The 22191-nt window shown below is 38.6% G+C and carries 22 protein-coding genes and 2 tRNA genes; 13 read left to right on the plus strand and 11 right to left on the minus strand.

Features of this window, described 5'->3' with window-relative positions; translation table 11 throughout:
- The 4 genes from AB7E63_RS08040 to AB7E63_RS08055 form a co-directional block, all read left to right on the plus strand.
- A partial coding sequence (locus AB7E63_RS08040) for a transposase family protein (protein ID WP_428419152.1) occupies window positions 1-197 on the plus strand: 197 nt, incomplete at its 5' end.
- An 896-nt stretch (window positions 198-1093) separates the two neighbouring features.
- The gene (locus tag AB7E63_RS08045) at window positions 1094-3160 is read left to right on the plus strand and encodes a U-box domain-containing protein (RefSeq protein ID WP_428419154.1); all 2067 of its coding nucleotides are present in this window, start codon (window positions 1094-1096) and stop codon (window positions 3158-3160) included.
- A gap of 38 nt (window positions 3161-3198) precedes the next feature.
- A complete protein-coding gene (locus AB7E63_RS08050; RefSeq protein WP_428419156.1) occupies window positions 3199-3792 on the plus strand; it encodes a hypothetical protein in 594 nt (197 codons plus the stop codon).
- Between the two features lie 353 nt (window positions 3793-4145).
- On the plus strand, window positions 4146-5105 hold the full coding sequence (locus AB7E63_RS08055; protein WP_006340740.1) for a small ribosomal subunit Rsm22 family protein: 960 nt from the start codon (window positions 4146-4148) through the stop codon (window positions 5103-5105).
- Here the strand turns inward: AB7E63_RS08055 and AB7E63_RS08060 are convergent.
- The 6 genes from AB7E63_RS08060 to ung all read right to left on the minus strand — a co-directional run bounded on the left by AB7E63_RS08060 (window position 5092) and on the right by ung (window position 10485).
- A complete protein-coding gene (locus tag AB7E63_RS08060; protein ID WP_006340739.1) occupies window positions 5092-6075 on the minus strand; it encodes a hypothetical protein in 984 nt (327 codons plus the stop codon). The genes AB7E63_RS08055 and AB7E63_RS08060 overlap by 14 nt on opposite strands.
- A complete protein-coding gene (locus AB7E63_RS08065; RefSeq protein ID WP_006340738.1) occupies window positions 6072-6938 on the minus strand; it encodes a DUF58 domain-containing protein in 867 nt (288 codons plus the stop codon). The genes AB7E63_RS08060 and AB7E63_RS08065 overlap by 4 nt, the downstream gene beginning before the upstream one ends.
- 2 nt (window positions 6939-6940) lie before the next feature.
- Window positions 6941-8203 (minus strand): SLC13 family permease, encoded by a 1263-nt coding sequence (locus AB7E63_RS08070; protein WP_006340737.1) that lies wholly within the window; start codon window positions 8201-8203, stop codon window positions 6941-6943.
- A 7-nt stretch (window positions 8204-8210) separates the two neighbouring features.
- Entirely contained in the window at window positions 8211-8447 is a 237-nt protein-coding gene (locus tag AB7E63_RS08075) for a hypothetical protein (protein WP_006340736.1), read from the minus strand.
- Window positions 8448-8519: 72 nt separating this feature from the next.
- A complete protein-coding gene (locus AB7E63_RS08080) occupies window positions 8520-9695 on the minus strand; it encodes a TraB/GumN family protein (RefSeq protein WP_006340735.1) in 1176 nt (391 codons plus the stop codon).
- 73 nt (window positions 9696-9768) lie between these two features.
- Window positions 9769-10485: a uracil-DNA glycosylase gene (ung, locus tag AB7E63_RS08085; protein ID WP_006340734.1), complete on the minus strand. Its 717-nt coding sequence runs from the start codon at window positions 10483-10485 to the stop codon at window positions 9769-9771.
- A gap of 331 nt (window positions 10486-10816) precedes the next feature.
- Here ung and pyrH point away from each other — a divergent pair, with 331 nt between their 5' ends.
- The 7 genes from pyrH (at window position 10817) to AB7E63_RS08120 (ending at window position 15236) form a co-directional block, all read left to right on the plus strand.
- On the plus strand, window positions 10817-11545 hold the full coding sequence (gene pyrH / locus AB7E63_RS08090; RefSeq protein WP_036746031.1) for a UMP kinase: 729 nt from the start codon (window positions 10817-10819) through the stop codon (window positions 11543-11545).
- Between the two features lie 18 nt (window positions 11546-11563).
- Complete coding sequence (frr, locus tag AB7E63_RS08095; protein WP_006340731.1) at window positions 11564-12115, plus strand: ribosome recycling factor; 552 nt, start codon at window positions 11564-11566, stop codon at window positions 12113-12115.
- A gap of 94 nt (window positions 12116-12209) precedes the next feature.
- Window positions 12210-12284: transfer RNA gene (locus tag AB7E63_RS08100), tRNA-Glu, on the plus strand.
- Window positions 12285-12294: 10 nt separating this feature from the next.
- Window positions 12295-12366, plus strand: a tRNA-Lys gene (locus tag AB7E63_RS08105).
- A gap of 163 nt (window positions 12367-12529) precedes the next feature.
- Window positions 12530-13093, plus strand: a complete 564-nt coding sequence (locus tag AB7E63_RS08110) for a UvrB/UvrC motif-containing protein (protein ID WP_013924081.1) — start codon at window positions 12530-12532, stop codon at window positions 13091-13093.
- Window positions 13080-14144, plus strand: a complete 1065-nt coding sequence (locus tag AB7E63_RS08115) for a protein arginine kinase (RefSeq protein ID WP_006340729.1) — start codon at window positions 13080-13082, stop codon at window positions 14142-14144. Before AB7E63_RS08110 ends, AB7E63_RS08115 begins: the two co-directional genes overlap by 14 nt.
- A 6-nt stretch (window positions 14145-14150) precedes the next feature.
- Window positions 14151-15236 (plus strand): CDP-glycerol glycerophosphotransferase family protein, encoded by a 1086-nt coding sequence (locus tag AB7E63_RS08120; protein ID WP_006340728.1) that lies wholly within the window; start codon window positions 14151-14153, stop codon window positions 15234-15236.
- On the opposite strand, the gene AB7E63_RS08125 is transcribed toward AB7E63_RS08120, so the two are convergent.
- Window positions 15233-16213, minus strand: coding sequence for a KamA family radical SAM protein (locus AB7E63_RS08125; RefSeq protein ID WP_006340727.1), 981 nt, complete (start codon window positions 16211-16213; stop codon window positions 15233-15235). The two genes, AB7E63_RS08120 and AB7E63_RS08125, sit on opposite strands and share 4 nt — an antisense overlap.
- 89 nt (window positions 16214-16302) lie before the next feature.
- Here AB7E63_RS08125 and AB7E63_RS08130 point away from each other — a divergent pair, with 89 nt between their 5' ends.
- Window positions 16303-17268 (plus strand): histone deacetylase family protein, encoded by a 966-nt coding sequence (locus tag AB7E63_RS08130; RefSeq protein ID WP_036746028.1) that lies wholly within the window; start codon window positions 16303-16305, stop codon window positions 17266-17268.
- A gap of 82 nt (window positions 17269-17350) precedes the next feature.
- Here the strand turns inward: AB7E63_RS08130 and AB7E63_RS08135 are convergent, their stop codons facing one another.
- Entirely contained in the window at window positions 17351-17704 is a 354-nt protein-coding gene (locus tag AB7E63_RS08135) for a hypothetical protein (RefSeq protein WP_006340725.1), read from the minus strand.
- Between the two features lie 447 nt (window positions 17705-18151).
- Between AB7E63_RS08135 and AB7E63_RS08140 the strand changes: the two genes are divergently transcribed.
- Window positions 18152-19492, plus strand: coding sequence for an alanine/glycine:cation symporter family protein (locus tag AB7E63_RS08140; protein ID WP_036746026.1), 1341 nt, complete (start codon window positions 18152-18154; stop codon window positions 19490-19492).
- Here AB7E63_RS08140 and AB7E63_RS08145 read toward each other — a convergent pair.
- The 3 genes from AB7E63_RS08145 to AB7E63_RS08155 are packed head-to-tail and all read right to left on the minus strand — an operon-like array spanning window position 19489 to window position 22132.
- Window positions 19489-20487 carry a hypothetical protein gene (locus tag AB7E63_RS08145; RefSeq protein ID WP_036746024.1) on the minus strand — a complete coding sequence of 333 codons (999 nt, stop codon included), beginning with the start codon at window positions 20485-20487 and terminating at the stop codon, window positions 19489-19491. The two genes, AB7E63_RS08140 and AB7E63_RS08145, sit on opposite strands and share 4 nt — an antisense overlap.
- A gap of 2 nt (window positions 20488-20489) precedes the next feature.
- Complete coding sequence (locus tag AB7E63_RS08150) at window positions 20490-21374, minus strand: glycosyltransferase family 2 protein (RefSeq protein ID WP_006340722.1); 885 nt, start codon at window positions 21372-21374, stop codon at window positions 20490-20492.
- Window positions 21375-21382: 8 nt separating this feature from the next.
- On the minus strand, window positions 21383-22132 hold the full coding sequence (locus tag AB7E63_RS08155; protein ID WP_050784553.1) for a hypothetical protein: 750 nt from the start codon (window positions 22130-22132) through the stop codon (window positions 21383-21385).
- Window positions 22133-22191 lie beyond the last annotated feature (59 nt).

Below are 22191 nucleotides of genomic sequence, written 5' to 3' on the forward strand. Positions count from 1 at the left end.
CAAGTAAGAAGAAGCCATTAACAGCGGAAGAAAAACAACAAAATAGAGAAATCGCGTCAGAAAGAGTTGTAAATGAGAATGTTATAGGCAGCTTAAAAAGATTTAAGATTATAAGTGATAGGTATAGAAATCGAAGAAAACGGTTTGGCTTAAGATTTAACCTGATCGCGGGGATACACAATTTGGAGTTGCCGTAAGGAATTTCGAAAGAAGTCTATTATTTTCTGCAATGACCGTTGCATTTAAGTCATCTGGAAAATATTGCAATCTCCATAAATTCAAGCAACCTGGGTCTCGACAATTCTATCTAATGAAACGCGTTCGAACAGGGATTTTCGAATTCGTTCCTTGATCTCATCTAGATTGAACTATGGGATCTGAACTATTAAAATGGGTACAAAAGACATGCGAAAACGCTGGATCTAATCTGTAAATAGAAGAAGCAAAAAGAGATAATCGGAAGAACTATTTTGGAAAAGATTGCACCAAATGAAATTTGTCGAATTTTAATATCAGCATATCATGACGGCTAAATTTTATTGATGAAATCATACTCACACACCCAGAAGGAAAGACTTAAATGCATAAATTACTTGTAATGAATAAGTATTAAAGTATTACCTCTTCAACACAATCTTTTTTTTATTAACAATGTCTAATATAAAAACATTTTGTTTGATTTATTTTCATGCGAGCTATATCGTAGCGATAATATTTTTTTGTCTATAACTTTTTAAGGATACAAATAATATGACGTTCAGAGAGGCCACCGGCCTCAATTTTTTTCGATGAAAAATCCAAGAAATGCAAATGAAAAAATCGATTAATTATTCCATTGAAAAACGTCCTAATAAAATAACTTCATTTTTAAAGTTCTTCCTCGAAAAATGCTAAATTTAAAAAAAATTATCCGCCATTAGTAAAAAATAACTTAATTCGATAAGGGAATTTATTTATGAATTGTTCACTTTCAACCTATCAACTCTGCCAAAAGAGTGTCCCCGGTATTGCAGGCTCAACTAGTCAAAAAAAAGATGAAGCAAAAGAAACAAAAAAACCTTATTTTCGCGAATGGGTCGCGGATGATGTGATCTTGACCATTGCGCAAGATGGTGATAGACTAAATTATGAATTGTTCGATAAAATTTCTTATAATTTGTCAAGAGGCTGTATACCAACTTTACCTGGTACACCTATAGAAAAAACTATCCGCGATTTAACTAAATCCGAGCCAATCATAAATGATGAGAAACAACCTGAGTTTGGTCAAGTTCGTGCTAAATGGATATTGGAAAATGGAGAGCTGAGTCTTTTGCACTTGAAGAATGATTTAATATGGCAGTTATTTGAAAAAAGCACGCAAAAAAATTCTAGGATGCCATTCGATATAAACTTATTGCAATTAATGTGTGCTGAAAGTAAATCCAATCAATCTTCACACGAAGCATTTAAAAAAGAATGGCAGAAATTAAATACTGATTCTCCTGATGAAATAGTCAGATTTCTAAAAAAAAATGCTCAAGTCAAAGCAAGCTATTCATATAACACCGAACCAAACCATCATGCGGATGAAAAAAAAATAGGCCTACTTGCGTTAAAAGCTGTATTTACAAGTAATGATAGCTTAGAAGTGCGCAAAGAGAAAATGGAAAAAATTACTGCAAACTTACAAAAAAAAGCAACATATTACTCTCTTTCTAACAGCTCAAAAAAACTCAACAAACTGAGAGAAATTTTTGACCAAGAAATTTTTGACCACTTGTTTATCACAAATAATCCTCAGAAATTTAGCTCTTTAAATCCTTTCAAAGTCGAAATTGGTCATCTGAGAATGATACCTCGTATGGATAAACATAAACAAGTTGACAGATATACATGGGCCATAACCATAATTGCGGAAGGAGGAATAGGGATTAGTTATGGAATGTGCTGTAAGGGTAATCATGCAGAAATAATAACAGAAGGATTCAGCGATGGAACGGTAGCTGGAGCTGACGGCAAACCTGTTAAAGAAGGGAAATACTTTGTATGTCTTTCACACCATACAGGAAATGAAATTGAGTCCAAAATGATCGATCCTGAAAAATTAAGGTACAAACGCAGAACCCCAACATGGCTTGCTTCTAGCTCTCTCGGCAAAAAAATGTTGGAAGAAATAAATAAAGACTTACACAATACCCCTAAATTTTCAATAACTGGCACCGATTCTATTTTTAGCAAAGGAAAACATAGTTGCTTCACTTGGTCAACAGAGAAAGCAGCGATTGCAAACATAAATCTTCCAAAAAGCAAAAAAAGATGGCTTTACACAAAAACAAATGACTATACATTTACAGATGAAGAATATTACGCTCATATTGATTTTTTGGAATCCCAGAACAAATCACGTATAGCTGCAGTAACAGTTGGTGTAGGCTTAATTCCTTGGAGAGGAGCTACAGGTGCTCTTGGTGTAGGTGGTGTAGGAGCTGGAATAGCGGCCATTACGGCTGATGCAGGTGCCACATGCGTGTCAACATATAAAAAGAGTACCCAATTTCAGGAATGGAAAGTAAAATTAATCAAGGAAAGCATTAGAAAAGCTTTTAATGATTTTATTGATACTAGGGAAAATTTAATGGAATTGTGCTGTCCACTTCAGGGGACTTTGTTCGAAAAGCCAGTGAGAGCTCCTGATGGAAAAGTTTATGAAGAAAAAGCCATTTTACACTGGCTAAGAGTAAAACCGAAAAGTAAATTTGGATCTCCTTTTAGAATTTGTGATTTTGAAGAAAAAGATCTTGTTTATGATTATAAAATGGCAGCTAAAGTAGCAGATGCTATTATTAATGAAATGAATAATTTTAATTCCACCGGTCTTCATCCAAAGGTGAGATCTGGTTTAAATAACTTGATGATAAATTTGACCATTGATAGAGATTATGCCATGAAAAATTGGATGAATGAACTGGCTATAAAACGAAAGAAGGAAAGTCAATGCATCCATATTCTCTTGGAAAAATTCGCTTTTTTATGCCATGAATTTGGTGTTAAACCGGACGACATCGATGTAAAGTGCCGAGACCTTTTAAAAAAGGAGTGGGACAAAGAAGCGAAAGATCATTTGCAATGGGCATATGATGAAAAAAAACCTTTGGAATCCCAGAAGCCCCGCGAATAGTTTTTAAAGAAAGATTACCCCCTTAATAAAGAGCTTATATGAACAAATTAAATACAGCATTAAATAATACATCTTCTTTTACAGATTTATATACAATTACTAAAGATATTAAAGAAGGAGTTTCCTTTTTTGGATTTCGCTATGTTTACGTGCAAGGTTATCGTGGGCGAGTGCACATAGACAAATTATCTTTAGCAATCCAATCTGTAATTAAAAAAAACTGTGATTACGATGAAATAAACCGAGCAAAATTAAAAGAAATATCATTCAAAATTACCGATCTATACAAAAGTAATGATAAGACATTAAAACAAAAAAATATCATCACACGTTTATTTTGTGAGATAAGAGACAGCTGTCGCTGCATTAAAGAGCAAGGTGTAGGGCCTCGCTTTCAATGGGAAATGGGATCAGAAAACAAACTATACAAACTTTATACTGCAAACCAATATTTAAGCTCTTTTGGTGTAGATCCTACAAAAGAGAAGAATTTGGTTCCTCGTTTATTATTTAGATATTTAACTGTTTGGCATGCTCCATCAAAAAAAAAAAGAAAGTCCCCTGAAGAAATTGAACTAAAAAAGCGTATTGAAAAATTTTATTTTAGTCCTTTCGATCACCAGAAGGCTTGATTCAAAAATCATTTGTTAGTTCCGATAAAAAACTCATCCTTGAAAGATTTGCCAATTAATTTATTTGAATTAATTAGCAATAAAGTTTTTTTTAAAAGTTGATAGCATTTGAATTACAGCGTGTGCTCATTCTTTTTTATGCTTGGTGCACGCGCACAATTTCATTCAATCTCACGATGAACATTCTCCTGATCCCCAATGTCCCCCCCCCCCATACAGTTCCACCAAATCGAAAACGATTATTCATAATAGAAGATCTTCTCTCTGTTAGTTTTTCTTTTCAAAATAAATTAGATGGATTTTAAAATGATCTAAGTGCATACTATTTCTTTTTATTTTTTTAAGAGAATTTTATGAGCTTTGTGAAATTAAATCAGGCAATAGAGTCGGAAATAGGTTGCTTTTCTTTATCTGAGTTGAAAAGGGCCCGCGAAAACCTCACGAATCGATATCGACTAGAAGAACAACGAGACTACATTTCCGCACATCAAGAAACTTGGATGCAATCTAATGTGGAAAGAATGTCCTACCTAGTAACACGGATGCCGGCTATATATAAAGTAATCGAACACATTTTGCAGCAAATTCCCACCACACAAATTTCTTCTGTATTAGATTTGGGAGCGGGTCCTGGAACAGGAACTTGGGCGGCGACGGCTTTATTTCCGCACATAATTAAAGCCACCCTAGTCGAACAAGATGCGCAATTGATTAAGATTGGACAACGTCTCGCAACACATGCTGCATTTCCCGATACTGAATGGAAGCCACAATGTCTTTCCACTTTCACCCCTTTTCCCCATGATTTGGTCATCGTTTCCTATGTGCTGGGTGAACTTAAAGACATCACCGAGGTAGTGCAAAAAAGTTGGACATCTACCGAACAATTTTTAGTCATTGTCGAACCAGGCTCTCAAAGAGGGTTTAAAACCATTCTTCAGGCCCGTCAGCAAATTTTAGAGTTGGGCGGTTATCTTGTAGGCCCTTGCCCGCAAGCGGGAGCATGCCCTATGTCTCAAGGAGATTGGTGTCATTTCTTCAAAAGAGTAGAGCGCTCTCGTATCCACCGTCAATGCAAAGAAGGAGCGTTGGGCTATGAAGATGAGAAATTTTCCTATGTGATTTTTTCCAGACAACCTCTAACAATGTCTCAAAATCGCATTTTGGAACACCCTCAAAAACGTTCCGGACATGTTCATTTGCGTTTATGTACATCTAAAGGCATCCAAAAAACGATTATCTCAAAACGACACAAGGATTTGTACAAGCAAGCAAAAGATGCGGAATGGGGCGATACGCTTAAGAATGTTTAAGGCAGGTATTGACAAGTGCTTCGGCTTGTTGGCACTCTTCCAGAGTAGGCCTATAACCTGCAAATTTAACAAGATCGGACTTAAGGAAGAATTGTTGAATCTTCTGGGAAGCAACATGCGGAACTAATTCATCGGTTGTCAAAACTTCCGCCTGCAATCCAGATTGTTCTTCCAAGTACTTTTTAAGAACATCGCTTAATTGTTCCATGAAAGAAGAGAGCTCCCCTTTCTCTAGTAGGTGAGCACGCTTTAAGCTGACAAAGGCTTTTTCCGATTCTTTTATTTTTTTTCGAGCTGTAATAGGTGTGATTTGTTTATCGCGCGTCATGACCCATGCAATCAATCCTGCTAACACACATAAAATGGCAGCTCCAATCTTTTCCCAGGGGAATTTTCGAGCTTGCAATTCCCCTTCTGTTTTTTTTAAAGAAGCTGCGGAAAAGAAGAGGGTTTCTGTCGTCCGTTTATTTGAGTCAGATAGATTGATCGGAAGCTTTCCAGAAAGCGGGAGTGGTGGAACAAACTGGATTTCATTCAGCGAAGATGAAGGCATGCTGACGCTCACCTGAAAAATACCCGAAATCAGATTTTCAACTGGTTTTTCCGGGATGGTATCTTTATATAAAGGAATATTCAAAAACGAAAGCTTGTGTGTTCCTGGAATCTCTGGCTGTAGAGTAAAAAGGATGGTTTCCTGAATGATGCCATGACTAGAGGTTTTGGTAATCTTAGGTTCTGAAATAAATGAAAAAGGAAAAAAATCAAAGCTGGAATTTCTCATCAAATGTTCCTGCAATGTCGAAATATCTGTGTGGTATCCTTCCGGATATTTCAAATTTAACTGAATGTCAACTGTTTGATCTAAGGAAATTTTTTCTGGAATTAGCCTGATGCTTGCTTGCAAAAGGGGATCTTGAGCCTGCAAAAAGAGGGTCGCCATGCAAAAAAATAAAAGGATTATTTTTTTCATCGCTTCAATCCTCGAATCTTAAAAAACTTTCTCAAGATCGGAATATAGGGCTGATCAGTGCGAATTTCAACAAAATCAGCACCAATGGTTTTCATAAAAAATTGCGCATCCTTTAAACGCTTTTCTGCTTCAACCCTAAGTTTATCCGTATTCTGATTTGAATCAACTAATGCTTCCGACTTAGATTCAAGATCTTTCATATTGAGCAATCCTAAGTTGGGAAAAGACTCTTCATGTGGATCTCGAATACAAATCGAAATAAGATCATGCCCTTGAGCAATAAGTTTCGCCTGCTGTTCATACCCTGTTGTTAAAAAATCGGAAATCAAAAAGCAAATGGCGGACTTTCGTTGAACCTTTCCCAGAAAAGCAAGTGCTGCACCTAAGTCAGTCCCTTGATGTTGAGGGATAAACACAAGCAAATCCCGTACAACCCTTAAAACATGCCTAGATCCTTTTTTGGGAGATAAATAGGATTCAATCTGGTCAGAAAAAAGAATGGAACCCACACGGTCTTGGTTTTTAATGGCTGAAAACGCTAAAACGGCTCCGATTTCTGCAATCAGTTCACTTTTCAATAAATTTTGACTGCCAAATCTTGAGGATGATGAAATATCCACTAGAATGATAACGGTAATCTCTCTTTCTTCTTTAAAATTTTTTACATAGGGATGGTCCATGCGGGCTGTCACATTCCAATCAATATGACGAATTTCATCACCGGGCTGGTATTCCCGCACTTCTTCAAACTCCATTCCCTTGCCTTTGAAAGCCGAGTGATACGCCCCCGCCAAAATGTCTTCAGCGAGGTGCGTGGTTTGAATTTGAATGCGTCGGATTTTTTTGAAAAGTTCTGTGTCCATATTTATGCCCATATCATCCAAAGCACGATTGCAGCGGGAATTACAGCACAGGTTGTAAATTTAATTCCTATGGGAACGTAATCTCCAAAACTGACGGGGTGCCCTTTTTTCTCTAAAATCCCCACAGCAACGATATTGGCAGCAGCTCCTATGGGGGTAATATTTCCTCCTAGGCATGTACCGACCAATAATGCAAACATAAGAAATGGAACGGATATTTGATTGATTTTAGCGAGATCCATGACAACTGGAATTGCGGCGAGTAAAAAAGGCACATTATCCACAAACGCCGATACCAGAATGGACAAGCCAATGATCACGATAAAAAAAATGACCTTATTTTCTCCTAAAACAGAGGATAGTCCCTTTGCTGCAACATCCATCCATCCTGCTTTTTGAACAGCGCCCACTAAAATAAACAGGCTTGCAAAAAAAAGAGTGGTCTTCCAATCGATATTCTTCAACATCTCTACAACAGGAATCCACCGGGGTCCTGTCCAAAACCATAGCATCCCAATAAAGGCAAGCCCCATCGCCGCAATTCCCGCCAACCATGACATTTCTTTATCGATAAAAGAGCCTAGAGCCAAGATGAAGATTAAAAGAACGAGCAACAAAGTGGGGATCCACGATCGCACGGTTTCAACAGGAATTAGCTTCACCTGCTTCTTTTCATCTTTAAGGAGATACCAGGCATATAAAAGGGCCCCAATTGTACCAGCTTGTACAATAAAAAAAATGCTAGGTTTTCCCTGATAAACGAAAAAGTCGTTAAATGTCATTTTCATGTACCCTCCCATGATCATACTCGGAGGATCGCCAATTAATGTCGCAGTCCCCTGCAAATTCGAAAACATGGCAAGCAAAACCATCGGCTTAAAGGCGGAAATACGCAATTTTTCACATAAGGTCATGGCTACAGGGCCCACCAATAGGACAACGGCGACGTTTTCGACAAACATGGAAATGAAGCTTGTGAGAATAAAAATGCTCATCAATGCGGTTCGTGCATTACTAGAACGATCTACTAACCATTCGGAAACCACTGCGGGTACGCGCGACAGCAAAAATAATTCCGCTAAAATAAGCGTCCCTAAAAATAGGCCAACCACATTCCAATTGACGAGTTCAAAAAAAGCGGTATCCCATGAAATTTGCCCAAGAACAACGAGAGCCAGCGAGCCCAAAAGACCCACTTCCGCTTTTCGATTTGGGAAAAGAACGAAAAAAAAATAACAAACAGCAAAAAGAATCAACGCAATCATAAAATATTTACTCTGCCGCTTTTTTTTGCTGAACTTCATCTTCAGAAAATTCTATTTCTGATCCATCTCTCTCTTGCTTTTCGGCTTCTAAATAATCTTCGTAGTACTCATAGGGATTTATTTTTTTGGCATTTTCTTCCCGAATTTTCTCACAAAGTTTGCAGTCGGAATAGACAGGTTGTACGGATAGCAAACCGATAAGAAATGTAAAAACGCATGCTTTGAGATCAGATAAGCCAGACATATTTCCTCCTTGGCGGATTGATTTATGTCCGACTTATCCCATTTTTTGAAATTCAACAAAAGATTTTTTGTTCTATATCGAGTGAGAAAGAATCCAAGCACTCGTAATAAATGTGCCTAAAGAACTACCCAAATTCGCTAAAATCACCACTAATAAAACACGTGTTACAGGATTTGTCCAAAAGCCTTTTAAAGAAGTAATGGCAGAAGGAACATTTTCAAGATCAGCAACAGTGGGGCGTTTCACCCAAGCTTGGACAAGACCTGCAATCCACCCCGCAGCAATCATCGGATTTAAGCTGGTAAAGGGAGCCGCGATCGATGAAGCAATAATCGCTAAAGGATGGCCAAAAGCAAGTGCTGTTCCTGCTCCAGCTAAAAGGGCGTGGCTCGCAACCCATAAATAAATGGATTGGATCGACTTTTCTGAAGCCCCTGAAAGAAAACCGTAGAGAACTAAACCAACGAGTAACGCTGAAAATCCCCATTTAAAATAAGTTGGCCATTTTGAGGGTGCAGGCACCTCTTCCAGCTCTTTTAAAGAGGTTTCATGGTGAATGTGTGTTAAAATACCAGGCACATGTCCAGCTCCGACGACTGCAACAACTGTTTTTCCTGGAGCTGTTCGAATTTTTTCAGCTAAATACCAGTCCCGTTCATCAATTACTTTTTCTTTTGCTTGCGGGAACTCTTTTGCAAATTCGTGTAAAGCACTTTCAAGATTTTCAGGATTTTTTAATTCTTCAATCGACTGTTGATCTATCTCTTCTGCTAAGAAAAAACCAGACAGCAGGTGTGCGGTTGCTTTCATTTGATTCCAAAAATTCAAATTTCTCCAAACACGCTTAATGGTCACTTCAACCGAGCGATCAGCTAAAACAAGCTCTGCATTTAACTCATTAGCTAAACGTGCCCCTTCAAGCATTTCAGCTCCCGGTTTTACTCCAAGCTGCTGACCGATTCTCTGATAAAAACCACTCATGATCAAGTGCCCCATCAAGTAGAGGGCTTTCCCTTTTCGAACAACTTCGAAAAGATCCATCTTCTTCCAGGCATCTTGCTGATTAAGCGATTGATAACGAGAAGGACAAAGTTCGATGCAAACTGTATCGGGTCGCAATTTTTCGATCGTGTCACGCACATCTTGCACGCTCTGAGCAGAAACGTGAGCTGTACCGACGAGATAAATGTCGCGTCCTTCAAGTGCACAATGTTGAACCGAAGATGGGAGATCTTGCAAAGAAATCATGTAAATCGTTCTCCAAATAAAAAATGGTATAAAAGAACATTATACCACACTCTATTAAGAAAACGAAAAGGATTTAAACAATTTTCCAATCAATCGGAGTTAAATGATGTTTTTCTAGCCACTGATTTGTTTTCGAAAAATGATGGCATCCAAAAAAACCTTGGTGCGCAGAGAATGGAGAAGGATGCGCAGCTGTAAGTACCAAGTGTTGATTGGGATCTTGCAAATTCTTGAAATGTTCCCATTTTTTCTGAGCCCATTTGCCCCACAAAATAAATACCATTGGTTTTTTTTGAATGAGTAAAGCTTTTACGATAGAATCGGTAAATTGCTCCCAACCTCTGCCTTCGTGAGACATAGGCTCTCCTTGTCTAACCGTCAGGGTTGCATTTAATAACAGAACGCCCTGTTTGGCCCAATGTAATAAGCAACCATGTGAGGGTGCAGGAATTCCGAGATCTTCAGCTAATTCTTTGAAAATATTTTTCAGGGAAGGGGGTTGGGGAATCCCTTCTGGAACACTAAAACTCAATCCGTGCGCTTGCCCAGGACCGTGATAAGGATCTTGTCCAATAATGACCACTTTCACTTGATCAAATGGTGTATTCCAAAGTGCATTGAAAATTAAATTTTTTGGAGGATAGATCTGCGCCCCCATGGCCCGTTCTTTTTCTAAAAAAACAGCAAGCTCCAAGAGATAAGGTTTTTTTAACTCTTCCTCGAGAGCTTTTTGCCAGCTTGACTCAATTTCAAAAGGTAACATGGAAAAATTAGATTGCATAACTTGCATGAATGTTTACTCGTTAAAAAAATGAGCCCTAATTTTAAAGGCAAGGCACAATTTACACAAGAATCGAATTGCTTAAATGAAATCTTCCAGGGGTCCTTCCTCTTTAACCAAAAGAATGGCTTCTCTTAAAATACACGAAGTAAAGACTGATAAATTGTAACTAATGCCGTTTTCATTTAAAAAAGACTTTATGCATATGCATTTCATCTTAATGTCATTTGTTTTTTGTCTCATTTTGCTTCATTCTGAACTTGCAAATTCTCAAATCAAGCTTTACACTCACTTATTCAGCTTTAGCTAGATGACAAACAACTATTAAGCGGACTATTGCATGGATATACACACTAATAAACATAAACGTATTCTTTTGAAACTTTCTGGTGAGATTCTGATCGGTCCAACAAAATTTGGAATCGATTATGCAACCTGCCAATCTGTTGCGCACTCTCTGAAAAAAATTCACGATAATCAACATGAGCTAGGCATTGTGATTGGTGGAGGAAATATTTTTCGAGGAATCAACTTAAAAGAACTTGGCATGCCACGTACCCCGTCCGATCATGTCGGCATGCTTGCCACTTTAATGAATGGAATTGTCCTACAACAGGCTTTGGAGTCGATCGGATGTCAATCAAAAGTAATGTCTGCGATCGAATGCCCTCAAATTGCCTCCTCCTACCGCTGGAGTGATGCCACAAATTTGCTCAAAGAGGGTAAAATTTTGATTTTTGTGGGGGGTACTGGCAATCCCTACTTTACCACAGATACGGCTGCCGCATTGCGAGCCAGCGAGATTCAAGCAGATGTTTTACTTAAAGCCACTAAAGTGGACGGCATTTACAACAAAGACCCTATCAAGCATCCAGATGCGGTCAAATATGGAAAGATGAGCTACTCGCAATTTCTTGCAGAAAAACTGGAAGTCATGGATGCTACATCCGTTGCATTGTGCCGAAATAATCATATCCCTATTCTCGTTTTTAATATGCAGCTACTAGAATGCGGTCAAATTAATATCGCCTCTTTAATAGAAAAAGGCACGTATGTTGAAGAACATTAAATTTAAGGAGCACTCAAAATGAGTACAGTCAAACAAACTAAAGAAAAAATGGAAGCGGCCTTAGAGCATTTAAAAAATGATCTAAATAGCATTCGTACAGGTCAAGCTAATCCTGGGATGTTGGATGGGATTACGGTTGAAGTCTATGGCAGCCAAATGCGTCTGCGAGATATCGCAACCATTAACAGCCCAGAAGCTCGCCAACTACTTATTACACCTTTCGATGCTGGGACAGCAGGCGCGATTGGAAAATCGATTGAAAGAGCCAATTTAGGATTTATGCCGATTGTGGATGGAAACGCTGTGCGTATCAAAATTCCTCCAATGGATGAATCTCTCCGTAAAGAGATGGCTAAGCTTTGCCATAAAAAACAAGAAGAAGCCAAAGTTGCAATTCGCAACCATCGTCGCGATGCAAATGATTTGGTTCGTAAGCAAAAAGCAGCGGGAGAACTCCCTGAAGATCAAATGAAAAAACAGGAAAAAGAGATCCAAGAATTGACAGATAAATATTGTAAATTAGCTGATGAAATAGCGGCAAAAAAAGAAAAAGAGATTTCGACGATTTAAAAATGCTTGCGCAAAAATATGACGTCCGGTAAGATAGTTTTCTTTAAGTTAAGGGCAAGTGACCAAGTGAAACAAGCCCTAGACTGTGTCCCCTGGCCCCATCGTCTAGTCAGGTCTAGGACACCGGATTTTCATTCCGATAACAGGGGTTCGAATCCCCTTGGGGTCAAAACATTCAAGAGTCTTTAGCTCAATGGTAGAGCACCTCACTTTTAATGAGGGGGTTGATGGTTCGAGTCCATCAAGACTCATTTTTTTCTTTCTTATCCCCACTTTACTTTTATTCTTTTGATTTCCTATAGTGAGCTTGATTCTTCTCACTAAGAGGGATCCCTTTTCCATAATTTTTTTAATCCTATATGTCGATGTTTTATCCTTCATAGGTCTGCATCCATATTAAAAGTGAAAACCATCATGGCAGAAAAAAAGAATCAACTCTTTCCCGGTAGAGAACCAGAACGCCCCCTCGAATGCACAGAATGTAAAAAACCGATAGCGGTACGTTATACCGAAATTATCGGAAACAGCATTAACAATATCAGCATGTGTGCAGATTGCCCCGAACTTAAGAAAAAGCTCTACGGCGTTCAAAGCCATAAAGAAGGTGGCGTAAGTGTCGGAGATGGAGGCGCCAATTTAGCTTGCGGAAATTGCGGTACAACATTAGAAGAAGTTCGCATTGGTTCCCGTATGGGCTGTAGCACATGCTACGATGTGTTTGGAGAAGCTCTTTTAGCCGACATGGTGAGCTCTAATAAAATTCCAGCGCGTTTAGCGAGCAATAAAAAATCAATCCCCTTTCACATTGGTCGTACCCCACAAGAAGCCCCCATTATTAATTCTTCTTTGCGCTTATTAGCTCTGAATGAAGCATTGAACGAAACGTTACAACGTGAAGATTATGAACAAGCAGCCTTGCTGCGCGATCAAATTAAAGAGCTCACTAAAGATGCGGAGGAAGGCCATGACGAAAAATAGTGATTTTCTGATCCAACAAAAGAAACCATGGGCCAATAACCACAATACGATTTGGTTAGCGACAACGGCAACCTTAAACCGAAATATCGAAAAATTTAAATTTCCGATCAAGCTCTCTTCTGAACAGAAAAAACAAATTATTTCGCTGGTTAGTCACGATCTTTTGCAATCTAACCAAATCACAGATCCCGTCCTTATTCGTTCGGAGGAACTTGGTCCATTGGAAAAAGAATTCCTCGTGGAGCATTTTTTATCTGAAGAAGGATATCAACAAGCGCACGGTGGAGAAGCTTTCATTGTTGAAGCTTCGGGAGAATTTTTGCTTGCCCTTAACGTTAAAGATCATATGCAGTTCACCTGGATCGATTGCCAGGGAGAAATTGAACAAATATGGACTCGCTTAGTTAAGCTAGAAAGCGCATTAGGAAAAGTTGTGACTTATGCTTTTTCTCCTAATTTTGGTTTTCTTACCACTGATCCAAGTCAATGTGGAACCGCTCTAACCGTTACGGTCTTAATACAACCCTCAGCACTTATTCAAACAGGTGAAATCAACGAAATCATCGCACGCCTAGGAAATGAAACCTTAACCATTACAAGCTTACAAGGCAATCCAAACGAAATTATTGGGGATCTCATTGCTATCCGCAATCGCTACACACTTGGCGTAACAGAAGAAAACGTGATCGCATCCCTCCGTTCTTTCGTGACCAAACTGATCGTCGAAGAAAGCACGGCCCGTATGCACTTGCATCAACAAAAAAATGCGGAAGTCATGGATCGTGTCAGCCGCGCTTTTGGTGTTCTGGTACACTCCTATAAACTAGAAGCTATCGAAGCTCTAAACGCAATCAGCCTGTTAAAGCTCGGAGCCGATTTGGGATGGCTAACAGGTATCACCATTGACAAATTGAACGAACTCTTTTTCTCTTGCCGAAGAGCTCATCTCCTATTTCAATATGGGGATGAAAAAATTCCTCAGGAAGAAATTCCGCACAAACGTGCAGAATTTGTTCATCAAGCATTAAAAAACGCAACTCTAACGATTTAAACGCATATGGCTGAAGAAAAAAAAGGGGTTGGTGTTAACCCTTCTGCAAACATCCACTACACAGACCACCTCGCCGTGGTCTGTATTTTTATGGGCATTCCCCTTTTATTTATCGACGAATTAGATTACGAATTAGGCTCTAGATATTACCCAGGCCTCAACGCGCAAAAAGTGGATTATGATGCTTTTGATCCCGAATTTTTAATCGCGAATTATGATGTCTTGTTTATGTCTGATTTGTGGGATCGAAAAGCGTTTAGAGAAAAGTATTTCAGCTTGGAAATGAAGTATCAGAAAAGACTTCGCAATGTGCATTGTCCGCATGGATTTTCCGATAAAGGTTTTTACCTAAAAAAAAGTGCTAACGAGGATATAACGCTGATTTATGGTCAAAACATGCTAGATCAGCTCAAGCATTACCAGAGCTACGAGAACCTAAATGCTTATGTCATCACTGGAAACTATCGCTATACTTATTATAAGAAGAACAAAGCCTTTTACGATAAAATCATCAAAGAAGAAGTTTTACATCAATTCAATCCCGATAATCCCACCATTTTATATGCCCCCACATGGCAAGATTTAGAAGAATCAACCAGCTTCTTCGATTCATCTAAACACATTTTAGAGGACCTTCCACGCGATTATAATTTGGTTGTAAAGCTACACCCTCGTTTAGAACTCGACGATACCGTCGCTTACTATCAGATTTTAGGCAAACATCAGGGCAAAAGTAATATTGTCTTCTTAAAGGATTTTCCTTTGGTTTACCCCCTTCTTGACTATGCAGATATTTACATCGGAGATATGTCATCCGTCGGATACGACTTTTTGGCATTTAACAAACCGATGTTCTTCCTCAATAAACAACAGCGAGATTCTAAAACGGATCGAGGGCTTTACTTATTTCGTTGCGGTACAGAGATTGCTCCAGAACAATTCTCTAAACTTTATCAAACGATTGAAGAGAATCTTCCAACAGATAAAGAAAAATTCGGTGCCATTCGTCAAGAGGTTTACGACTACACTTTTGGACCCGAAAAACCTTTTCCACAAATCAAAGAAGAAATTATCGTGGCCTATAATAGCTAAAACAAGGGAGTCTTATTAGGCTCCCCGGCTATTTCCCTCACATATTTGGGAACTGCATAACCGGGAAGGCTTTTCGCTATTTCCTGAATGAGCTCTTTTCCCCTTTCTTCAGAAACCTCAAAGTGCGCCCCTCCCTGGACCCGATCCAACTGATGAAGGTAATAGGGGATGATTCCGCGATTAACTAATTGATTAAAAAGTTCACATAAAACTTTAGGACAATCATTCACCCCTTTTAGCAAAACAGATTGAGTCAACAAAATGACTCCCTTTCTTTGCAGTAAATGCAAGTGATGAAAAATATGATCATCAAGCTCATTTGGATGGTTGGTATGCAAAACAAACCAAGTGATAAAAGGGCGATTTTCAAACAGGTTTAAAAAGGCATCATCGATGCGTTCGGGAATCCCAATGGGGAAGCGAGTATGAAAACGGACCCGTTTCACATGCTTGATATGACTTAAGGCATCCAATAAATGGACAAGAACAGTATCCGACAGCGAAAGAGGGTCTCCTCCACTTAAAATAATCTCCTGTAATGTCTCATCCGCTGCTATTAGTTCTAATTCTTTTTGAAAGCCTTTTTCTTGAACTTCATAATCAAAATTTTGTCTAAAACAAAAACGACAATTCATCACACATGCGCTTGTGCAGACGATGAGTGCTCTGCCATTGTATTTATGCAAAAGTTTTGGGGCTTTGGTAAATTGCGTATCACCGACTGGATCAAGAGTAAAGCCCGCCAGCTGTTTTTGCTCAGCTAATGTCGGAAGAAATTGCTTCAAAATCGGATCATCAAGCGTGTTTTTTTTGATTTTTTCAGCTAAACGTTTAGGAAGATTCAAAGGGAAAGAGGGGCGTTTAAAAATCTCCTGCTGAATAGAAGGATCAAGCTCGAGAAAATCAGCTAATTTTTTCCATTGAGTAAAATTTTGGCGAAGAATAATTTTCCAATGATCAGGGACTAACTTTAACACAACAAACTCACGCTAAATAAAAAAGTCATTATTTTAGCAGAATTTTGATTAAAAACCAGGTTCTTTCTAAACTTCGAAAGGAACAAGACATGCCTGCTTCACATACGCTTATTATTGAAGACGCGCGTTATCTCCAGCATTTAACGGGACCTCTTCATGTGGAATGCCCCGAACGTTTTACGGTTATCTCACAAGCCTTAGCTCTATCCGGCTTGAAAACAGATCAAAATACGCGCCATCCTCGAAAAGCCACAAAAGAAGATATCCTGCTTTGTCATAAGGAAGACTATTACCACCTGGTCCAGAATGAAGTTAAATTTGCAGAATCGAATGGGTCGTCAACATTAAGCACGGGTGATGTGAACATCTGTCCACAATCTTTTGACGTGGCTTTACTGGCCGTAGGAGGGGTTTTAACAGCTGTAGATGCTGTATTAAACAAAGAAGCCCAAAATGCTTTTTGCATTGTGAGACCTCCCGGCCATCACGCCAAAAAAGCACAGGGCAAGGGTTTTTGCTTGTTTAATAACGTTGCCATTGGCGCACGCTACGCTCAAAAAAGAGTTCCTTCTATTAAGAAGGTGTTGATTGTCGATTGGGATCTTCACCATGGGGATGGAACGCAGGATATTTTTGAGGAAGATCCCTCTGTCTTTTATTTTAGCACACATGAGCAGGGCATTTATCCAGGAACAGGAGACAACCAAGATATCGGAAAAGAACAAGCGGCTGGAACAATGCTAAATTGCCCGATAAAGGGTGGAGAAAACGCCCGCTTTGAAATCTTAAAAGCTTTCTATAAAAAATTGATTCCCGCCATGGAATCTTTTGCTCCGGATCTCGTCATGATCTCTGCCGGATTTGATGCACATTACCTTGATCCTTTAGGAAACTTTAATCTAACAGAAATAGATTTTGCAGAGCTCACCAAATTGACAAAGCAGATTGCTCATCAATATGCAGAAAGTCGCATTATTTCCGTTTTGGAAGGAGGTTATCATCTTGAAGCCCTTTCGCGATCAGCCAACGCCCATGTGGAGGCTTTAGCTCTGTGAAAGTTTGTTTGAATCAGGAAGAAGTAATTGTTAGATGTATGCGAATGGAGAGTTCTTCCTGATAAATTTCGGATATTGGTTTTCACCAATCATATTGTTCAACTTTGCGGAGAGGACGAGAATGCTTTCCGCTGATTTGAACCAATAGCAACTCTCGATGGATTAGCTGCTTAATACTTTCTAAAGCTTCTTCAATGATTTTTTGTTCATTGAAATCCACTGTTTTTTGTTCTGGATCACAGGCTGTTGTCTGAATTTGTTCCAATTCCCACCAGTGTACTCTGATTTTTCTTTCTAAACTTGGATTAACATCCTCCATTAAGCATAGTAAACCATCAAAGTCATAAACGAAACAAGACAATGGGACATTGTTTAATTCAAATTCTTCGATTTTTTTTAGGATAAAATTGAGTTGTCTTTCATAAAAGTCGCTCACACTACCCTCGCAAAAGTTATATGTTTAAGATTTGTTATGTTATGTCTTCATTCTGATATTCAAAAATAATATAACGATCTCCCTCCTTTAAAATATATAGAGCTAATCATTCTCTTCGAAGACTTTATGTTGATGATCTTATAAATTAATTAGCCAATAAAAATTATAACGATAGACTACAGAACTCTCTGATTAATGCCAATCTCTCTTGCTTGTCATATTTTGATATTGAAAAAAGTCTAAATTTGGTTTTGGCATCCAAACCTTTAAAATTAAAAATCAGAACCTTAATTTAAATTGTAATTTTCATAAAGATAAAAATTGTTAACCAGGAGAAATAGTGAATCTTATTCAAAGAGAGATCCCTACTTTTGTATCCCATCCTTATTTGTAAAGAATTCAATTTTATGGGATAATTGATTTTTTTCTTTTTCCGAGGATTAGCATATGGAATTGACTTTTAAAAGTTTACTGATATTCGTGAATGAAACTTTAACCGCATTTATCATTTTTCCTTCCATTATTGTTTTAGGTCTTTACCTCACCTATCAGTTAAAATTTGTGCAAATCTCCAAACTTTCGACAAGTTTTAAACAACTTCTAAAAAAAGGGGAAAGTGAGAAAGGCAATATTAGTCACTTTGAAGCTCTTTCAGCTGTCTTAGCTGGGAATTTTGGAACCGGAAATATTTCGGGGATGGCCGTTGCTTTATCAACAGGAGGGCCAGGAGCTTTGGTTTGGATGTGGGTCATGGCATTTTTGGGAGCTGCTATTCAATATGCAAGCTGCTTATTAGCTGTTAAATACCGTGAAATCAATGCATCTGGGGAATATGTGGGCGGCCCTATGTACTATCTAAAAAATGGGCTCGGATTAAAATCCCTCAGTTTCATTTTTTCTATTTTTACCATCTTAGGCGCCCTAACTGTCGGAAACTTTGCCCAAGTGAATTCCATTTCTTTACCGCTAGCTAAAATGGGGATCCCCCCTTTATTCATGGGGATTACCATGGCTTTTCTTGTGGGAATCGTCATTGTAGGTGGCATACAACGGATTGCCAAATTGGCTTCTATCATTGTTCCATTTAAAGCAGCCCTCTATTTGGGAGGTGCCCTACTGATTCTAATCATGCATTATGAAAGCATTCCGGCAGCTTTTCAACTCATGTTTGAATCAGCTTTTGCCTTTAAACCTGCAGTGGGTGGCATTTTAGGATATAGTGTTTTAAAAGCTTTAACTGTCGGTTTTGAAAGAGGACTTTTTGCAACTGATGCCGGTACGGGTATTGTCCCTATTTTGCAAGCAAGCGCCCGTACATCGAATCCTGTGATTGATGGGATCGCCACTTTGGCCGCTCCCCTTTTAGTGATGCTAGTCTGCACAACAACAGGTCTTACTCTTTTGGTTACAGGGGCCTGGAATCAGCCTGATTTGCAAAGTACCAATATGGTCACCTACGCATTTCAAAAAGGATTAGGGAGCGATCTAGGGGCCTATCTTGTGATGGTTGCTTTAGCACTATTTGGCTACACAACAATTTTAGCATGGTCATGCTGCGCCGAAAAAGCAATCGCTTTTCTGTGTGGAGATCGTTCAACGCTGTGGTTTAAATATGTTTACATTTTACTTATTCCAGTGGGAGCTTTAGCCCAAGTCGAACTGGTTTGGATGTTAGCAGATATTTCGATTTCTCTCATGCTGATTACAAATTTAATCGGCATCGCTGGGCTATCCTCATACGTGATCGAAGATAGTCAAAAATATTTTCTCACTACACGCTCGGCTTAATCTTGATAGGCTATTTTGACTAAATCTGCAAAATCAAGCATCGTTTTGACTCGATTCAAATATGTGTGCTTGGTTTTGACTAGATCCATCAAATCATAAATTTCCTGCAGAGGCATGGTTTCAAGATGCCTTTTGGCATCATAAAAGAGTTGATAGGTATCTGCATTGTACACAATTTTGCCTTCAAACAACTCATGTACACGCTGAGAATTGGTGACGCCCATTTTCCCATAGCTAATATTTTTAAAAATTCGGCAAGGAATATATCCCACTTTTTCTTGCCATTCTCCAACAATTGTGGGAGCTATATAAGATTGGCAGATCAAATCCACAGCCTTCTCAGTACTAATACCTGTAAGTTGACTAAATTGAATTCCGTTTTCGCGGCAAGCTTGGATAAAAGGATCGAGACGGCTTTGATTGCCAAATTCTCCTCCTCCAACAGTTCCAATCCAGTAAATTGTTTTCTGAATAACTTGAGACGCAATTTTTTGTTTCATTTGCTCGATTTCATGTGGAAATAGATCGGTTGCCCAAGGCATATAGAGACATCGCTCCACCAAATCAAAATAGATGCAGGGTTCCATTTTCATTGCATCAGGCCGCTCCAGCACGCTGTCTGTATAGACTTGCAAAATCACCCAATTTTCAGGTTTTAAAGCTTGATATTTTGGCGCAGTGCAATTGTGTAAAATATACTGACAGTCATGTCTAATGGGAATATTCTGGTCTGCTTGCCCTTCCGTAATAAATAGAGAGTTGGCAAAATCGAAATTCCCCACATAATCTAGGTCATCGAACCAATAGGTTGTATAACCCAAATGTTTAAAAGCTTGATAAAAGCTGTTGTGAATATACGAATGGGTATGACTATGTAACTTATGTCCCCAAATCACGACTTTATCAAAAGCTTCTAGGTGGCTGTTTGGGAGCAAAGCTCCCAAAAGCACATAACACACACATATCACTCGTAAAATGAAAGGTGTTTTTTTCATAGTTAGTCTTCCAATCTTTCATAACGAGGCATCTTTCGGATGTAACGATCTAAATTGTTTTGTAACTGAGGATTGACTTTATTGTCATTGATTTGATTGACGATGTTATACCAATAGACAGGACGAGAAATGAAGGCATGTCTTTCTCCACACATTTCTGCAATAGGAAACATCATTGCCATATCCCATGTCATAGGAAAAAATTTTCCTTCATAGCGCAGATCTTCAAGTTTGATTTTTTTGTAAATCCACGCATAGAAAGTTCTCAAATGCGAAGGACATTTTTTAAATTCTCTAAATGCATTGCGTTTGATAATGTCTTGAGGAATTGGCTCTGACCAACCCAATACACGTGTAGGATAATGAATGAGTGTTCCATGCGTCATCCACACATCTCCTTCATAAGCCTCATTGAGTGTATCCAACACTTGTGGATCATGCAGCCAATCATCTCCATCAACTGTAACCGCAATTTCGTAGTCTTGACAACTATGAACAGCTCTTGTGATGTTTTCGAGAGCCCCACACCGTTTTTTATTGATTACCAATGTAAAAAAATGCGGCTCTCGATTCACTTCTTCAGAGAAGCGAAGAATTGATTCCCGATAGTCCTCGGATTCATCAAATTCGATGAGTTGATAAGGAATCATATTGTCAATCAAATAAGATTCGACAACTGCCCCTGTGTTATCAGTTGAATGATCATCAATATAGATAATGCGGTAATTGTCGTATTCTTGTGAAAGCAGAGAATGCAAGTTCGCATGGTGCCAATGCACATTTTTATAAGATGGTACAATAAAAACCATCTCTTTTTCTGGAAGCTTAGCTTCTAATGCAAATGCCCAAAAAACGAACAATAACGCCATTAAATGTTTTAATTTCATAACTTAATTTATCCCTTTCGCATTTCTTCATGATTTTTATCCAATGCAATCAATTTTGGCAAAAAGGGAATTCTCAAGCCCTGCGGATAGCAATAGGAAGGAGACAAAATAACTGTTGGAGGATTGTTGATACAAAATCGATTCCAATGACTTTCATCGTGCCATACGGCAATAATCCCATTTTGCATATCTTGATCAATATTTACTGCATTGGTGTGGACAATATTTAAGAATTCATCTTTAGTTCCACCATAAAATCCCCCCGCGAAATAATCGTTGCCTTCTCCTTGAGGAATGTAAGCTGTAGAAAGAGGATTTCTTTCATAGGTATAGCTACTCTTAGGCCGGTTAATAAAGCCTGGATGCCTTGTAGCTACGCGGTTTCCTAAAATTTCATCCCCTACCTCACCAACAAAGAGCATATCAGCATCACATGCGTACAAATAATCTTGTCCAGCAAAAGCATCTCGATGCATATCATAAACGTGATAACGCATCATGGTATCATATGGCCATCCCATCTTAGCGTGGAAAATGGGCACAACATTTGGCATCGGCTCTAAATATCCATCTGTGAATACAAAGTAGGTTACCTTATGGTTTTTACAAAAAAAATGATCGGCAGACTTAACCAAAGGAGGAACGAAGGAAACATACTTTCCTGTAGCCATCACAAGCAAACCAACATTAGCAGCATAAAGAGAGTGGCTAAATAACAAACACAAACCGATTAGAATCTTTAAACTTCTAGTTAACATACAGAAACCTCTTGTTACTATTTTTAAAACGGCTTTTTCTTGTTTCCAGTGATCAAATC

The sequence above is a fragment of the Parachlamydia sp. genome (assembly GCF_050255895.1).
GTDB classification, from domain to species: Bacteria; Chlamydiota; Chlamydiia; order Chlamydiales; family Parachlamydiaceae; genus Parachlamydia; species Parachlamydia acanthamoebae.

What these genes read in the sequence shown, in the direction of transcription:
- AB7E63_RS08050 (WP_428419156.1), top strand. Translation starts at nt 3,199, where the DNA reads ATGAACAAATTAAATACAGCATTAAATAATACATCTTCTTTTACAGAT.
- AB7E63_RS08055 (WP_006340740.1), top strand. Translation starts at nt 4,146, where the DNA reads ATGAGCTTTGTGAAATTAAATCAGGCAATAGAGTCGGAAATAGGTTGC.
- AB7E63_RS08060 (WP_006340739.1), bottom strand. Translation starts at nt 6,075, where the DNA reads ATGAAAAAAATAATCCTTTTATTTTTTTGCATGGCGACCCTCTTTTTG.
- AB7E63_RS08065 (WP_006340738.1), bottom strand. Translation starts at nt 6,938, where the DNA reads ATGGACACAGAACTTTTCAAAAAAATCCGACGCATTCAAATTCAAACC.
- AB7E63_RS08070 (WP_006340737.1), bottom strand. Translation starts at nt 8,203, where the DNA reads ATGATTGCGTTGATTCTTTTTGCTGTTTGTTATTTTTTTTTCGTTCTT.
- AB7E63_RS08075 (WP_006340736.1), bottom strand. Translation starts at nt 8,447, where the DNA reads ATGTCTGGCTTATCTGATCTCAAAGCATGCGTTTTTACATTTCTTATC.
- AB7E63_RS08080 (WP_006340735.1), bottom strand. Translation starts at nt 9,695, where the DNA reads ATGATTTCTTTGCAAGATCTCCCATCTTCGGTTCAACATTGTGCACTT.
- ung (WP_006340734.1), bottom strand. Translation starts at nt 10,485, where the DNA reads ATGCAAGTTATGCAATCTAATTTTTCCATGTTACCTTTTGAAATTGAG.
- pyrH (WP_036746031.1), top strand. Translation starts at nt 10,817, where the DNA reads ATGGATATACACACTAATAAACATAAACGTATTCTTTTGAAACTTTCT.
- frr (WP_006340731.1), top strand. Translation starts at nt 11,564, where the DNA reads ATGAGTACAGTCAAACAAACTAAAGAAAAAATGGAAGCGGCCTTAGAG.
- AB7E63_RS08110 (WP_013924081.1), top strand. Translation starts at nt 12,530, where the DNA reads ATGGCAGAAAAAAAGAATCAACTCTTTCCCGGTAGAGAACCAGAACGC.
- AB7E63_RS08115 (WP_006340729.1), top strand. Translation starts at nt 13,080, where the DNA reads ATGACGAAAAATAGTGATTTTCTGATCCAACAAAAGAAACCATGGGCC.
- AB7E63_RS08120 (WP_006340728.1), top strand. Translation starts at nt 14,151, where the DNA reads ATGGCTGAAGAAAAAAAAGGGGTTGGTGTTAACCCTTCTGCAAACATC.
- AB7E63_RS08130 (WP_036746028.1), top strand. Translation starts at nt 16,303, where the DNA reads ATGCCTGCTTCACATACGCTTATTATTGAAGACGCGCGTTATCTCCAG.
- AB7E63_RS08140 (WP_036746026.1), top strand. Translation starts at nt 18,152, where the DNA reads ATGGAATTGACTTTTAAAAGTTTACTGATATTCGTGAATGAAACTTTA.
- AB7E63_RS08145 (WP_036746024.1), bottom strand. Translation starts at nt 20,487, where the DNA reads ATGAAAAAAACACCTTTCATTTTACGAGTGATATGTGTGTGTTATGTG.
- AB7E63_RS08150 (WP_006340722.1), bottom strand. Translation starts at nt 21,374, where the DNA reads ATGAAATTAAAACATTTAATGGCGTTATTGTTCGTTTTTTGGGCATTT.
- AB7E63_RS08155 (WP_050784553.1), bottom strand. Translation starts at nt 22,132, where the DNA reads ATGTTAACTAGAAGTTTAAAGATTCTAATCGGTTTGTGTTTGTTATTT.